The sequence below is a fragment of the Bacillus timonensis genome (genome assembly GCF_004799755.1).
Lineage (GTDB): Bacteria > Bacillota > Bacilli > Bacillales > Bacillaceae_L > Ferdinandcohnia > Ferdinandcohnia timonensis_A.
The window spans coordinates 1-13,854 of sequence record NZ_SLUB01000048.1; the positions used below are offsets into that span (position 1 = coordinate 1).

Below are 13,854 nucleotides of genomic sequence, written 5' to 3' on the forward strand. Positions count from 1 at the left end.
AGCCTCCGGCGGGCATGATGTAAAGCCAGGAAGCCAGGAGTTTAACAACACCTGGCTTGCCCTCCAGGCTATCATGCCCACCCCTCAATGTAAATTCGAAATAATTGTAGATCACTATACAAATTTTTTAAATAAGTCGATTATCATTGTTTGACACTTTTACACAAAATTTAGGACTTGACTAAAACACCAAAGTGACAGCACGATTATCGCCTATTCATACCCTCACTCTTTGAAAATACCAATTTGACGGTACGATTAACGCCTATTCTTACCCTCATTCTTCTAAAATACCAAAGTAACGGCACGATTAACGCCTATTCTTACCCTCACTCATCGAAATTAACAAAATGACGGTACAAATAAGACCTAATCTTACCCTCACCCTTCAAGCATTGCATTAAGAGGGAACGCAAATCCCCAAATAACCTAAATACCCCCATCACCTTAATCTTCATCATCCTCGCGAAACAGCTCCTGCAAAAACCGTTCCCGGCGATTTAAGAACCCCATCGTGATCTGATAGTGTTCGGTCTCCTCATAGGCAATATCCTCAATCGGTGATGCATCAAAATTGTAAATCTGAGCATCTGGATATCCAAGTAAAATTGGTGAATGTGTCGCAATAATAAACTGCGCATCACCCCTGCTTGCCAGGTCGTGTATCACTCGCAAAAATGCAAGCTGTCGTGCCGGAGATAGTGCAGCCTCTGGTTCATCCAAAAGATAGAGACTTTGAGCGCCAAACCGATTCAAAAATAATGACAAAAATGACTCGCCATGTGACTGCTCATGGAGCGACTTACCGCCATACCCTTGATATTGAAAAGTAGGATCTTCCTCGGCCAATTGATCCAGATAAGACGCAAATTGAAAAAAGCTCTCTGCACGTAGGAAGAAACCCTGATTGATTTTCGGCATCCATGAAAGCCGGATATAGTCACTTAAAGCAGGTGCCGCATCTTCAAATGTGTAAACATTATTTTTGCCGCCACCACCAGTATTAAATCCACACTGATGGGCGATCGCCTCGAGCAAAGTCGACTTTCCTGAACCATTTTCACCCACAAAAAACGTCACGGGGTTATGAAAATTGAGTTGCTCCAGCCCTCTAATACTTGGAATAGAAAAAGGATAGTCGCGCACAGTATGTATTTTTTCCGCCAATACTTTCACACTTCGTAAAAACAAGTCCAATCACCACACTATCATGATACAACCATTTTAACACGCAAGTCCGATTCTTCCATCCATTTCCACCACATTTGGATTATTATATCTTGATAATATCTGGCAGACATGATAAAATTCTAAAAATTTATCAATAAAGGAGGCGCCTATCAAATGAGATATGTAACATTAACAGACATTTTTAATCATCGGATTGCACAAAAGTACCTGTCTCGTTCTGGAAAGGCCCACGCGATTGCTTGTGCTTACCATGCATTTAAAATGGCGAAGGAGCGGAATGTTTCAGTCGATTTAGCAACGAAGGCTGCATTGCTTCATGATATGGGACACTACACGTGGTATAAAAATGGAAAATGGGATTATAGCATGTACAAGGAAAATGACATTCATGCGGTTAAAGGTGCGGAGCGAGCTCATAAATTATTGATTCGTTTAGGTGAAAATCCAAAGTATGCCAAGGAGATTGCTTATGCAATCTTATTCCACACGGATTCCTATATCGAGGAGGGTTTTATCAAGCGAACACCTCTGCAAGCCATTACAAAACTAGCGGATGAGATGGATGAAGAAAAAGGCGGTCTCCATCATTATCGTCAAATTGAGGAAGACAAAGCGAAGAAAATGATTGCCCGATTAGACGAATTAGTTGAAGAAGAAATGAAAAATCAGCAATAAAAAAGCGTTGATCCTACCACCTGGACCAACGCCATAAGCCTTAGAAGAAACGCTTTTTCCAAAAGATATAAGCAGTTATACTTGATAAAATAAACGAAATCGTAATCGCAATTAAAAAGGAATATTGATATTCCTGAAAAGGAATCGATACGTTCATTCCGTAAAAGCTTGCCACCATCGTTGGCAACGATAGAATAATGGTAATCGAAGTTAAAAACTTCATGACAATATTCACATTGTTGGAGATTACCGATGCAAAGGCATCCATCATGCCACTTAAAATAGAGGTGTGTGTTTCCGCCATTTCAATCGCCTGCTGATTTTCAATAATGACATCTTCGAGCAATTCCTGGTCATCTTCATACATTTTTAAGTAATTACTTTTCAACATTTTCTGCATGACAATATTATTCGATTTCAAGGAGGTCGTAAAATAAACTAAACTTTTTTCAAAGTTTAAGAGAGAAAAAAGCTCCTTATTTTTCATTGATTGATGCAATTCTTTTTCAATTAAATCGGTTTTCTTACTAATTTGTTTTAAGTATCTGAGATATAAGGTTGCCATCGTATAAAGAATTTGAAAAGCAAACCGTGTTCTTTTAAAAGTAAAAAAGTTTTTAATTTTCCCCTCTGAGAAACTATGAAAAATCGGATTATCCTTTAAACAAATGGTCACAAAACAATTTTTTGCAATAATGATTCCTAAGGGAATGGTGTCATATATCGGAATCTCATTTTCATCCATGGACACCGATGGAATGTTTACAATGATTAAAATGTTTTCCCCGTCTTTTTCAATCCTAGACCGCTCTTCTTCGTCCAATGGGTCCTTGATGAATTCCACAGGTATTTCGAGTGCTGTTGCCATTTCATTAATTTCTTTTTCAGTTGGAGCAATCAGGTTAATCCAGCAACCGTTTGTAATTGTAGTGGTTTCCTGTAACTTCCCCTGCTCATTGGATAGATAAATATTTAACATAAAATAACCTCCTCTTTTTTAACGAGGAAGTCAAAAATCTTCACCAGTTAAAGTTGAATTTTTATTGGTTTTCCAACTTTCGAAAATGGGTTCATTAATGACTTCCCCTTTTTTCGACGCAGGATCAGGGTCGTTACACAAATGACTACTCATAAAAATTCAACTCCTTTCATTAGAATACCGTAATATTGTACTCGAAAAATCAGTATTTGTAACTACTTGATTTTTTCCATTCAAATTTTTTCAAAAAAAAACCAAGAAAAAGCTTTAGAACGCCTTTCCTTGGACTCCATTTACATTATATTGCCCAATCGCCTTTACGGAAGATTGGAACAACTGTGCCATCTTCCTTTATACCGTCGATATCCATTTCACTTGAGCCAATCATGAAATCAACATGAACGGTTGAGACATTCAACCCTGACTCTTTTAATTCAGCCTCATTCATTTTCGTTCCACCTTGGAGATTCGTTGGATATGCCGCACCAATCGCAAGGTGATTTGATGCATTCTCATCGAATAATGTATTGAAGAAGGTAATTCCTGATTGCGAAATTGGCGATGGGTCTGGTACTAATGCAACCTCACCCAGGCCTGTTCCACCTTCATTATCGAATACTAATTTCTTCATGATCTCATCTCCGGTCTCTGCAGAGATGTCAACAATTTTTCCATCTTTAAAATGTACCTCAATACCCTCGATTAATGTACCAGCATAGCTTAATGGCTTTGTACTGCGAACCACTCCGTCCATGCGGCGTGTGTCAGGTGCCGTGTACACTTCTTCTGTTGGCATATTTGCAATGAATTCTTCCTCTTTTGGGTTGTAGCTTTTCGCACTTTCCCAAATATGATTTTTCGGTAAGCCAAGCTTCAAATCTGTGCCTGGCGCTCTGTAATGAAGCATGTCAAACTGAATTTCATTTAATTTGGCTGCCTTTTGATTCAAAATTTTTGTATGCTCTTCCCAGGCTGCTACTGGGTCGTCCTCATACACTCGGCATGTTTTAAAAATTTGATCCCATAGTGCATCAACCTGTTCTTCTGACGATGCTAAATCCGGGAATACTTTTGCGGCCCAGCCTGCTCCTGCGGCACCTGCAACTGTCCATTTTAAATCATTGTTTTGAGTTGCGATACGTTGCACCTTGAAAGCCTTGGCTGCTTTATTTTGATAAGCAGAAATTTTAGCCGAATCTACTCCACTTAAAAAGCCTGGATCACTGGATACAATCGATAGACGACAAACCTTGTGATTGAGAACATGGTCTTCAGATTCCTGTATTTCATAATCTGGTATATCTGTTAACACTTCTTCTGGTTGGTGTAAATAATGTTCTTTGGTAATTTCGTCATCAGACCATTTTATAATGACTTTTTCTGCGCCTAAGGCATAGGCTTCTTTTGTCACTAGACGAGCAAGTGGTGCTTGATCAACGGTGATCGTTACTTTTACCCAATCGCCTTTTTGTACATTAAGTCCATTGGCCACCAATAGCCTTGCATACTTTTGTAAATTATCCTCGAAGTTTGGTAGAACCATTACAATACCCCCAATAAAATATGTATGTTTCTATACTAGCATAACCCGTTTTAAAATTACTAATGATTCAAAGAACTTTATCACTGATATTCATTTTCCAACCAATGAACGATACTCAAGTAAAAGCCTTAGCCATTGTGCTGGTCTATCGTCGTTTTCATCTTTATTTTGACTGTAAGGTGTCAAGTATAAATGCCAACTAAGTGCACGCTGGACGCATGCCAATTCATCTGATAAACGCAACGCCTTGTCTAGTTCCGTTATGGATGCAAATTTTGTCCAAGGCTCTAGGTAGAAAGGTCGAAATTCATTCACCATTCCGAGCCATTCGGTTTCATCATGGATTAGATCATCAAGGGCATGCCAGAATATTCGCGTACTAAAAAATGGATGGGAAACCGATGCATCCCCCCAATCAAAAGTATCTTTGACCTTTTCTACATTACCATTGATTTCATAACCTGCATCTTTGGTTACACTATATAGCCATTTTTCCGAATGCCCTTTCATAAAAAGCACCCTCTTTACCTATATATATATCTTTACTATTTCAACAAAACATGTTCCACTCCTTTATTTTATAAAAAAAAGAGCAAATCAATCATGATTTGCTCTAGTCCATTGGAACCTGTAAGTTGAACCTTAACTCGTCCTTACTTAAATTAAACGTATCGACTTTAACCTTCGTGTCGCTTTTCATCTTCATCTCGGACAAATAGACATAAATATCTTGTTTTTTCGCATCAATCTGAACCCACTCCGGAAGATTGTAGTGGTCATTAATATAGCGTAGAACAAACGTTACTGGTAGGTTCACTTGACCAACTGTAAAAGCCTCCTGTTGTAAAAGCAAATCCCCGTTCTCAAGTACCTCAGGCTTAAAGGTCATCACCATATCAATCTCTTTCCCAAAGACGGTTATCGTGCCGAGCAGCATGACCCGCTCTGTCAACAGTACTTTATAGTTTAGCGGATTATCTTTTGCCTCTTTTTTCAAAAAGTTGTTGATAACTCTTGTTAGATCCTCTTTGTTTGTTTCAACGGATAGATTCACATAATCATTCGAAACCACATTTTCCTTCGGGTTCACTTCTTTATTAGGCGTAAAAAGTAACCCGAAAAAAATGAGGACACATACGAGATTAATTGCAAGTAGTGTAAGAAATAAGACCTTCCATTTATTTTTTATCTTCATCAAAGACCCCCTCTACGAAGGAAATCACTCTACCATGATTGCTTCAAAAATCCTTTCACTCATTAATTCATACCCTTTTGCGTTTGGATGAAACTCATCTTCTGCTAAAAGATTATCACTCGTCTGGCTAAATACATCATCCACTTCTACAAATGTAGTATGGTCAAATTCAGAAAGAATGTTTTTACTACCTTCGTTCCAATTGTCAACAATTGTATTAATTTCAGTTGAAAGATCGATAAACCAACCGAACGGATTATAAAGCCCTACTAGTACAATTTCAGCATCACTATTTTGATTTCGAATCGTTTCAAGTACTTTATGGAGCCGAACTTCATATTTTGCCTGTTCTTTTTGGAACACATTTAATGATAAATCAAAAAAATTTTCTTTTACAATTTTCATTATATCATTACCACCGATGGTAATGATAATGATGTCTGCAACGGCAATCCCTTCTTGTACATCATCATTCTGCAGACGGTTAAGAAGATCTGTTGTTTTATGACCTTTCACACCGTAATTCTCAAGTGTTACGGATTTTACCTCTTTTTCCCCAAGTAGCTTTTCCTCTAGTAAGGCAGTATAACCTCCCTGCTTTGTTTCATCGCCGACACCCTTTGTTAGAGAATCACCGATTGACGCAATATGAAGATCCTTCGGGATAAAATCATCCGGGATATCTTGCTTCGGAGTTAGGCCGGTATCATGGGTACTGGTAGCAATTCCTGTTGTTGCTGGCATCCCGCCAGAACATCCACTTAACAATATAATCGTAAAAATAATGGCTAAAAAAAGATGGTTCATTCTGGTCACCCACATTTCTATTTGTGACTGTTGTCTACAAGTTTAGTATTATAGCATACGTAAAAAAACCTGTAACGATTCCAGTTTCAGTGAAACTCGGTAATATTTATGGTTGTCGTAAAAATTCAACCCACTCACAAAAATGCTAAAAAGACGCCTATATGGACGTCTTTGCTCTAAACGGCTTGACTAGCACTTGCTTCTCCTAGGGTAAGGGTATGAATGGTAATTTCGGGATTGCTTCGCACTCGAATATTAACGCCTGTTTGCCCCAGTCCTTCATTAATATAAAAAGGTTTCCCATCGTGAATATGAAGACCTTTTATCATCTTCATTCTAACAAGTTTCCCCATTTTCACCAAGTGATAGGGCTTTGGATAACAGATTTGGCCACCATGAAAGTGACCCGATAATAAATAATCAAAATGATATTCCTTCATTTCCAGGACAATGTTTGGATCGTGGGTTAACACAAGTTTATAGCCAGTCTTTAAAGACGCATAGGATTTTTCGAGGTTACTTCGTTTCGAACTAGAATCATCGATACCAATGATATTCAATTGATGACCATGAATGACGAGTGTCTCATTTTCATTTTGAAAGGTTTTAACTCCGTGTTCCTCTAAAAGTAGCTTTAATTTTTCAAAATTCTTTTTGCGTAATAAATAATCATGATTACCAAACACTGCATAAATTCCATGTGAAGGCGCTAGTTTATTTAATACGTCAAGATATGGCACGAGTTTAGGTATACTTCGTTTGCGATCTAAAAAATCACCCGTAATCGCAATTATATCCACTTTTTCATCTTTCACTTTATTATATAATTCTTCAGGAGTAATTGATAGATTTTCAAGATGTAAATCTGATAGGTGAAGAACATTTATTTGTGCTGGATTTACAAACTCCTGTGTCGGTGTAACCTTAATTTTATTTAAATTGACATTGTATGTGTTTTTATTTGCTTTTCTAAGAAAATAGAAAACCATCAAAATTACAATAAGGATGATAAAAAATTTCATAAAAACACACCACCTTTTCTCCTTCCATTATAGTTACTAGAATTCGAAAAGTTAGTGGTAATGAATGGATACCTATCGATACAATTCAAAAAGTGTATGTTTAGACATAAATAAATACATGGGGTGCCGACGGATACTCTGCGCCGAAATAGTAGAGACAGCCATACAATACATCGGGAGAAACACGATGAGCTTAAACCAGAGATACATTTTATTGGATATCGCAATTGATTCAAAACCTAATCGACGGCTCCCCTTGTTTAATGCTGTAATGCCAACGAGCCCTTTGATTTGATTTTTCTTAGGGTGGTTATGGAGATAATCAGCAACCCCTGGCAATGCTTGCTTCACTTGCTTATATATGAGCCTCGCCTTGGATGTTTCACCTTTTACACCAAGGAGTTCCCTTAGCAATACCACATTATGCAGATGAATTTTAATTAATAAGTCGTTTTTCTTAATTTCCGTTCCATCTTCAAGAATACATGACCGACCTTTGTATTTTGTTATTTTTACCCGCAGTATCTCATTGTCCTCTACATATGTAAGCCTTGTAAATGCATAATAAATAGGATCAAGAATGGTCCAAATGGTAATCAAGCACAGCTTCATCCTCGCAAGCATCAATGAATCCCCTTTTACAATTATTTCATTTTCATTTTCTCTAATTGGCATGAATTTTATTTTGGAAAAGTAAGGCAGCATGAGAGATTGGTTCTTTTTACAAACTATAATCATAAAATAAAAGGAAATGAGGGATTTTCATGAAAAAAGAACGCGAAGATCAATCTGTTTCAAAACAAGAATTCCCAGAGCAAATCTCAAGCGGCTGTCTCACCTTCACTAGCCACGAGTTGTTCTGGAAAGAGCTTGAGACAATAGTAGTGGATGGTGTTGAGTCTGTTGAGGATTGAGCTTGTGAGATTTGCGGTTTAAATCTGTAATGGTTATGTTTATAGGAATTTTCGATAATTCCATTACATGGCATAAATGAGGGATATGATATAACTTTTGGAAAACTCAGGAAAATGCGATAACATAAGCAGGTTAATCCTGAAAAAAACAAGCATAAAAATGCCCCCTTCAACCACGCAAAAAGGACTCCACAACAACATGGGAGTCCTTTTTCCATAAAGGATTGTCTTAATATCCTTTATAATTTCATCATACGGAGTGTCTGAAACTCCATCGTAATCTTTCAAGACCTTTCCATTTTGATCAACTAAGTAAAACTTGATTCCATGTATGACTTGGTCTTGGCCTTCAGGTTTAGCAACTGGTACTTTAAAGCTGTCTTTTGCAAATACAGTGATCTCTTCAATGCTATAGCCGGTTAACAAATGCCAGTTTGATAAATCATCACTGTAACCCTCTGCATATTCTTTTAACATTTCAGGAGTATCCACTTCTGGGTCAACTGAAAAAGAAACGAATTCAACATCTAGTCCCTCTTCTTTAACCATGCTTTGAAGCTTGGCCATATGAGCAGTCATTGGCGGACAAACGGTGTCACATTGTGTGAAAATCATGTCCGCAATCCAAACTTTTCCCTCTAAATTCTTTAAGCTAAAGTCTTCGCCATTCTGATCCACATAAGTGAAATCGGAAACCTCATAATTTAATGCATTTGGAATTCCACTACCGCATGCAGCTAAAACAAAAATAAGTGCAATCACAACTAAAAATTTAACTTTTTTCACGTCTTCACCTACATTCGTCATTTTACCATTCAATTATTTATTCTAAAGAATATGTGACAAACATACAACCAATATAGCTGTGAACAATTTTCGAACATATTGAATAGCTTGTCAACATAAAATGGACAAGGAGAGTGAGTTTCGGGAGGTTACGCATATGAAGTTCGATTATTGCTATCAGAAAGGTCATGTTGACCAATGCCTAAAGTTGTAATTACCTATATTTGTATTGTTTTTGGCGCATTTTTACAGGGGCTAGGTATGTCCTTATTCTTGTTTCCTCATAACATTCCTTCAGGTGGTGCTGCGGGGCTTGCCATTTTGATGAATCACTGGGTACAACTGCCATTGGGCATGTCCCTTTGGATTGTCAATTTCTCCTTTTTAATACTTGCTTTAAAATATTTCGGTTTTTCCTGGACTGTCAAAACGATGATTGCCGTAACGATCACATCTGTTACAGTGAGTTATGTGTCAACACTTGGCTCATTCCTTACCCCGTATTTCTGGCTTGACCTTTTATGTGGCGCGATGATTTTCGGAGTGGGTGTTGGGCTTTTAATTCGAAGTGGTTCATCAAGTGGAGGGATGGTCATCCCGACATTAATGATTGCCAAGTATAATGATTGGTCACCTGGCAAAGTTATGCTTTGGATGAACTTTTTTATTTTTTTATTAACGGCTTCCGTTATTGATATTCGAATTGTTTTTTATGCCATTCTGTGTCAAACAGTATCAACGAATATCATTGATTTTATTTATCACCTTAGAGCACCGACCTTTATCACAACAAATCAGCTCGGTTGGAGAAAAAAATAAAGTAAGAAAGCCAGATTCACTTTCTTACTTTAAAGAATTTCCTTTTGTTTTAAATAGTCGATAATTCTTTCAACTGATTGTGAAATGGTTAATTGGTCTGTTTCGATCACCAATTCTGGATGATCCGGTTCTTCATACGGAGAGCTAATTCCGGTAAAATCGGAAATCTCTCCTTTTCTTGCTTTTTTGTATAAGCCCTTTGGGTCACGATTTTCACAAATAAAAATGGGACATTTTACATAGACTTCGATAAATTCCCCTTCAGGAAACAACGCCCTCACCTGTTCGCGATCTTCACGAAAAGGTGAAATAAATGCTGTTGAGACGATTTGCCCACTATCTACAAATAGCTTTGAAACCTCACCAATTCGGCGAATATTTTCTTTACGATCTTCCTTACTAAAACCCAGCCCCGCATTTAAGCCATGTCGAATATTATCCCCATCAAGGACATAGCTCTGTACCTTTTTTGAAAAAAGCATCTGGTCAAGGGCATTTGCTAACGATGATTTTCCAGAACCAGAGAGACCGGTAAACCAAATCACACAGCTTTTATGGTTATTTTGTTGTTGTCGCTCGTGTTTCGTTACTGTTGATTGATGCCATATAATATGCTGTTCTTCGCCCATAGTCGCCACCTTATATCTTCGAATATTGTTCAGCCATACCTCGAATGAGGACCTCGACTACCTCTGGTCTGCTAAATTCCTTTGGTGGTTTTTTACCAGTTTTAAGCATTTCTCGTACCTTTGTTCCTGACAGGATTACATGGTCTTCCTTATCATGCGGACATGTTTTGGCAGACGCCATATTCCCGCATTTTTTACAGAAGAAACTATGTTCAAAAAATAATGGGTAAATTCCTAGTTCCTCTTCCGTAAAATGACTAAAAATATTTTGTGAATCATAGGTACCATAATAATTTCCAACCCCGGCATGGTCACGTCCTACGATAAAATGTGTACAGCCATAATTTTTACGAACTAATGCATGAAAAATGGCTTCTCTTGGTCCTGCATAACGCATTGCAGCTGGAAATACAGAGAGGAACACTCTGTTTTTCGGATAATATTTTTCTAGAAGAACCATGTAGCTTTCCATTCGAATTTCACTTGGAATATCATCCGCTTTTGTTTCACCAACGAGCGGATTTAAAAATAACCCATCGACCACTTCTAAGGCAGACTTTTGAATGTACTCATGTGCCCGATGAACAGGATTCCTTGTTTGGAATCCAACTACCTTTTCCCAACCTAAGTGTTCAAATACGGCTCTTGTTTCGATTGGATCCAAATAAAAGGTCTCGAACTTCTTTTTCTTTGGACGTTTGACAAGATGGATCGGTCCTGCGATATACACGCTAGGTCTTTCATATAATTTGTTAACGCCTGGGTGCTTGGTGTCTGTTGTTCGATATACCTTAAAAGCTTCCACTTCTTTGTCTGGGATATATTTTTCAGTTACTTCGATAACTCCATATACTTCACCATTTTGAACCAATCGAGCCTTTTCGCCGATTGCGATTTTTTTTGCAGTTGAATGATCTACTGCTAATGTAATGGGAATAGACCACGGAATACCGTTTGCAAGTCTCATTGAATGAAGAATAGATTCGTAATCGGCCTTTCCTATAAAGCCTTCAAGCGGACTATATGCCCCTACCGCAAGTAATTCCAAATCACTTAACTCCATAATGCTTAGTTCAATTTGTTTGTCGATATCTTCATGGTTAATCGATGGGTTATACCGATTAACCAATGTACCGCCATGCGGTTTACTTAATGCCACTTTTAAAACCTCCATTTACATGTAATCCGCATTCTATTTTATCGGAATTAGCCCATCTTCCTGAACGCAAATCGCCATTTAGGGCTTGGTTCGTACAGGGTGCACAGCCAATGCTCGGATAATTTTTATCATGCAATTCATTATAGGGAAGGTTGTTCATTTTGATGTAAGTCCAAACATCATCCCACGTCCAGTGAATAAGCGGACATATCTTTATGTTTTTAAACTTTTCATCCCTATTCAGGTATTCCGTATCTTTTCGGCTGGGTCCTTGTTCTCGACGCAATCCCGAAATCCATGCCTTTGTTCCTGTAAGAACCTTATTTAATGGATCAATTTTTCGAAGTTGACAGCATAAATTAGGATTTGTCTTCCACAGTTCATCACCGTATTTTCTAGCCTGTGCCGTCAAATTTAATTCCGGTTTCTTCATTTCTATACGAAGAGTCGGATATTTTTCCTTAATTTGATTGATGAGTTCATATGTTTCTTTAAAATGAAGCCCTGTATCTAAAAAGACGATTCTTGCCTTTTTATTTACTTTTGAAATGAGGTCGATTAGAACAATTCCTTCCGCCCCAAAACTGCATGCATACACAATATCCTCAGCAGAATAGGTGTTATATGCCCACTTTAAAATGTCGAAATAGTCTTTGTTGTTTTCGACAACTTCTGTTACAATTTCCTCGTTCCAATTTTCATATGTGATGGCGCCCAATCTGGAGTTCCTCCTCTCCAACCTCGATTGTTAGCAACTGATTGTTTTTTATTTCGAGGTGATTCATTCGATTGATGTTGCCGAATCTATAGTAGGATAAGCAGGCGCGTATCCAGGACCCATGCCCAAATACTAAAAGAGAATCGTAATCCTTATATTTTTCGATAAATGTGATCACTCGTGTTTCCAGGTTTGCTATTGATTCCCCTAGCGTGATTTCACGCGGGTTTGTAAACCAGTTTTCTTTATGGGTATCGATCAGTTTCTGTTTTTCTTTCCCCTCAAATTCTCCGAAATCAAGCTCATTCAACAAAGGCTCAATCTCGAATCGGTTATACCCGTAGGCTCTCGCAGTATGTTGTGTACGGATAAGCTCACTGGTTAAAACGAGGGAGTATTCGTGTCGTAATTGTTGCTTATTTTTTTCGATTGTCTGCTTATTTTCATCACTAATTTCTAGGATAGGAATGTCACGATTGCCTTGAAGAACCCCTTTTTCATTCCAGTCGGTGGGAAGATGTCTGATTAAGGTAAGTTCCATGTCTTTTCCCCCAAGAAAAAGGTTTCGCTTCGCAATCCCAGCCTTTGAGTTTCCAATACAAGTACATCATTGATTTTGACGTTGCCAAGATTAACATTTGTGCCAAATTGATTGATAAAAAACATTTGCTGCTTAGGTGTAGGTGCTTCGAAAATAAGTTTATTGACATCAATATCTTTCGAAATTCGTTCAATTAACTCCGTGTTCACATTCCCATTTGAATTGTAGATTCCAGCAGTTCCTGAGTCTCTACCTTCCGTAATCACATATTTACAGCCAGCCCCTAATAGCAAGTTAATTTCATACTCCCATTCAGACAAAGGCATTTCTTTGTCTTGATCCTTCGACCCCACTTCAGCAATGACATTAAAATGTTTTTTGCATTTTTTGATAATTGAAAGCCTTTTATGAAGTGGGATATCCACTGTTCCGTTTGAAATCTCAATCCATTCAATCCCAAGCTTTTGTAGGCTTTCGGTATATTCGTCAAGCTTTTCCTGAACGTAGCATTTTTCAAATAGCGTTCCGCCGCAATATGGAATAACCTTATATTTTTTATAAAGATTGATTTTTTCTTGTAGGTTTGGGGTCACATAAGCGGAGCCAATCCCGATTTTCGCGATATCTATATAAGCATGGTAATCACGTAAATACGCCTCCAATAGGGCAATAGGCGTTCCAAAATCAGCAATAGAAGTTATTCCATAGCTTCGTTCGCCCTTTGTTCGCAATGGAACATCTAGAAAGTCCATCGGCATAATCCTCCTTTGTCAACAAGCGCTTATTCGTCTATTTAATCCTCTTTTTTGTTACATACACCCATCTTCTTACAGTTGCTATGTTATTCAAAAATAGGTAAATGGTGTATAGAATGGG

The 13,854-nt window shown here is 37.9% G+C and carries 17 protein-coding genes and 1 pseudogene; 3 read left to right on the forward strand and 15 right to left on the reverse strand.

The features are described from left to right. Nucleotides 1–447 precede the first annotated feature (447 nt). Entirely contained in the window at nt 448–1,191 is a 744-nt protein-coding gene (locus tag E1I69_RS18975) for an AAA family ATPase (protein ID WP_136381133.1), read from the reverse strand. A gap of 153 nt (nt 1,192–1,344) precedes the next feature. Here E1I69_RS18975 and E1I69_RS18980 point away from each other — a divergent pair, with 153 nt between their 5' ends. After that, on the forward strand, nt 1,345–1,866 hold the full coding sequence (locus tag E1I69_RS18980; RefSeq protein WP_136381134.1) for an HD domain-containing protein: 522 nt from the start codon (nt 1,345–1,347) through the stop codon (nt 1,864–1,866). 40 nt (nt 1,867–1,906) lie between these two features. On the opposite strand, the gene E1I69_RS18985 is transcribed toward E1I69_RS18980, so the two are convergent. From E1I69_RS18985 to E1I69_RS19015, 8 genes are all read right to left on the reverse strand, one after another. Further along, nucleotides 1,907–2,845, reverse strand: a complete 939-nt coding sequence (locus tag E1I69_RS18985) for a magnesium transporter CorA family protein (RefSeq protein WP_136381135.1) — start codon at nt 2,843–2,845, stop codon at nt 1,907–1,909. Between the two features lie 30 nt (nt 2,846–2,875). Continuing rightward, the gene (locus E1I69_RS25310) at nt 2,876–2,998 is read right to left on the reverse strand and encodes a hypothetical protein (protein ID WP_278186176.1); all 123 of its coding nucleotides are present in this window, start codon (nt 2,996–2,998) and stop codon (nt 2,876–2,878) included. A 145-nt stretch (nt 2,999–3,143) separates the two neighbouring features. Continuing rightward, on the reverse strand, nt 3,144–4,388 hold the full coding sequence (locus E1I69_RS18990; protein WP_136381136.1) for an aminopeptidase: 1,245 nt from the start codon (nt 4,386–4,388) through the stop codon (nt 3,144–3,146). Nucleotides 4,389–4,478: 90 nt separating this feature from the next. Beyond that, complete coding sequence (locus E1I69_RS18995) at nt 4,479–4,898, reverse strand: hypothetical protein (protein ID WP_136381137.1); 420 nt, start codon at nt 4,896–4,898, stop codon at nt 4,479–4,481. Nucleotides 4,899–5,001: 103 nt separating this feature from the next. Beyond that, nucleotides 5,002–5,583 (reverse strand): YpmS family protein, encoded by a 582-nt coding sequence (locus E1I69_RS19000; protein ID WP_136381138.1) that lies wholly within the window; start codon nt 5,581–5,583, stop codon nt 5,002–5,004. 24 nt (nt 5,584–5,607) lie between these two features. Continuing rightward, a complete protein-coding gene (locus E1I69_RS19005; RefSeq protein ID WP_161974942.1) occupies nt 5,608–6,390 on the reverse strand; it encodes an SGNH/GDSL hydrolase family protein in 783 nt (260 codons plus the stop codon). 176 nt (nt 6,391–6,566) lie between these two features. Further along, nucleotides 6,567–7,412 (reverse strand): metallophosphoesterase, encoded by an 846-nt coding sequence (locus E1I69_RS19010; protein ID WP_136381140.1) that lies wholly within the window; start codon nt 7,410–7,412, stop codon nt 6,567–6,569. Nucleotides 7,413–7,484: 72 nt separating this feature from the next. Then, nucleotides 7,485–8,036, reverse strand: coding sequence for a YkoP family protein (locus E1I69_RS19015; RefSeq protein ID WP_136381141.1), 552 nt, complete (start codon nt 8,034–8,036; stop codon nt 7,485–7,487). A gap of 140 nt (nt 8,037–8,176) precedes the next feature. Between E1I69_RS19015 and E1I69_RS24470 the strand changes: the two genes are divergently transcribed. Then, the gene (locus tag E1I69_RS24470) at nt 8,177–8,326 is read left to right on the forward strand and encodes a hypothetical protein (protein ID WP_154670420.1); all 150 of its coding nucleotides are present in this window, start codon (nt 8,177–8,179) and stop codon (nt 8,324–8,326) included. Nucleotides 8,327–8,548: 222 nt separating this feature from the next. Here E1I69_RS24470 and E1I69_RS19020 read toward each other — a convergent pair. After that, nucleotides 8,549–9,133 (reverse strand): annotated as a pseudogene (locus E1I69_RS19020) (SCO family protein); the annotation flags it as partial. Between the two features lie 177 nt (nt 9,134–9,310). Between E1I69_RS19020 and E1I69_RS19025 the strand changes: the two are divergent. After that, the gene (locus E1I69_RS19025; RefSeq protein ID WP_136381143.1) at nt 9,311–9,931 is read left to right on the forward strand and encodes a YitT family protein; all 621 of its coding nucleotides are present in this window, start codon (nt 9,311–9,313) and stop codon (nt 9,929–9,931) included. Between the two features lie 29 nt (nt 9,932–9,960). On the opposite strand, the gene cysC is transcribed toward E1I69_RS19025, so the two are convergent. From cysC to E1I69_RS19050, 5 genes are read right to left on the reverse strand one after another with little or no spacing between them, the layout of a single operon-like run. Continuing rightward, the gene (gene cysC, locus E1I69_RS19030) at nt 9,961–10,560 is read right to left on the reverse strand and encodes an adenylyl-sulfate kinase (protein ID WP_136381144.1); all 600 of its coding nucleotides are present in this window, start codon (nt 10,558–10,560) and stop codon (nt 9,961–9,963) included. 10 nt (nt 10,561–10,570) lie between these two features. Next, entirely contained in the window at nt 10,571–11,719 is a 1,149-nt protein-coding gene (sat, locus tag E1I69_RS19035) for a sulfate adenylyltransferase (protein WP_136381145.1), read from the reverse strand. Next, the gene (locus tag E1I69_RS19040; RefSeq protein ID WP_136381146.1) at nt 11,706–12,437 is read right to left on the reverse strand and encodes a phosphoadenylyl-sulfate reductase; all 732 of its coding nucleotides are present in this window, start codon (nt 12,435–12,437) and stop codon (nt 11,706–11,708) included. Before E1I69_RS19040 ends, sat begins: the two co-directional genes overlap by 14 nt. Beyond that, nucleotides 12,418–12,978, reverse strand: a complete 561-nt coding sequence (locus E1I69_RS19045) for a histidine phosphatase family protein (RefSeq protein WP_136381147.1) — start codon at nt 12,976–12,978, stop codon at nt 12,418–12,420. The genes E1I69_RS19040 and E1I69_RS19045 overlap by 20 nt, the downstream gene beginning before the upstream one ends. Then, a complete protein-coding gene (locus tag E1I69_RS19050) occupies nt 12,963–13,730 on the reverse strand; it encodes a phosphosulfolactate synthase (protein WP_136381148.1) in 768 nt (255 codons plus the stop codon). Before E1I69_RS19050 ends, E1I69_RS19045 begins: the two co-directional genes overlap by 16 nt. Nucleotides 13,731–13,854 lie beyond the last annotated feature (124 nt).

Bases quoted from the DNA above. Each gene is read 5' to 3' on its own strand.
- E1I69_RS19015 (WP_136381141.1), bottom strand. From the start codon at position 8,036: ATGCTTGCGAGGATGAAGCTGTGCTTGATTACCATTTGGACCATTCTT.
- E1I69_RS18995 (WP_136381137.1), bottom strand. From the start codon at position 4,898: ATGAAAGGGCATTCGGAAAAATGGCTATATAGTGTAACCAAAGATGCA.
- E1I69_RS19010 (WP_136381140.1), bottom strand. From the start codon at position 7,412: ATGAAATTTTTTATCATCCTTATTGTAATTTTGATGGTTTTCTATTTT.
- E1I69_RS19025 (WP_136381143.1), top strand. From the start codon at position 9,311: ATGCCTAAAGTTGTAATTACCTATATTTGTATTGTTTTTGGCGCATTT.
- E1I69_RS19005 (WP_161974942.1), bottom strand. From the start codon at position 6,390: ATGAACCATCTTTTTTTAGCCATTATTTTTACGATTATATTGTTAAGT.
- E1I69_RS18985 (WP_136381135.1), bottom strand. From the start codon at position 2,845: ATGTTAAATATTTATCTATCCAATGAGCAGGGGAAGTTACAGGAAACC.
- E1I69_RS19045 (WP_136381147.1), bottom strand. From the start codon at position 12,978: ATGGAACTTACCTTAATCAGACATCTTCCCACCGACTGGAATGAAAAA.
- E1I69_RS18990 (WP_136381136.1), bottom strand. From the start codon at position 4,388: ATGGTTCTACCAAACTTCGAGGATAATTTACAAAAGTATGCAAGGCTA.
- E1I69_RS25310 (WP_278186176.1), bottom strand. From the start codon at position 2,998: ATGAGTAGTCATTTGTGTAACGACCCTGATCCTGCGTCGAAAAAAGGG.
- E1I69_RS24470 (WP_154670420.1), top strand. From the start codon at position 8,177: ATGAAAAAAGAACGCGAAGATCAATCTGTTTCAAAACAAGAATTCCCA.
- cysC (WP_136381144.1), bottom strand. From the start codon at position 10,560: ATGGGCGAAGAACAGCATATTATATGGCATCAATCAACAGTAACGAAA.
- E1I69_RS18980 (WP_136381134.1), top strand. From the start codon at position 1,345: ATGAGATATGTAACATTAACAGACATTTTTAATCATCGGATTGCACAA.
- E1I69_RS19050 (WP_136381148.1), bottom strand. From the start codon at position 13,730: ATGGACTTTCTAGATGTTCCATTGCGAACAAAGGGCGAACGAAGCTAT.
- E1I69_RS19000 (WP_136381138.1), bottom strand. From the start codon at position 5,583: ATGAAGATAAAAAATAAATGGAAGGTCTTATTTCTTACACTACTTGCA.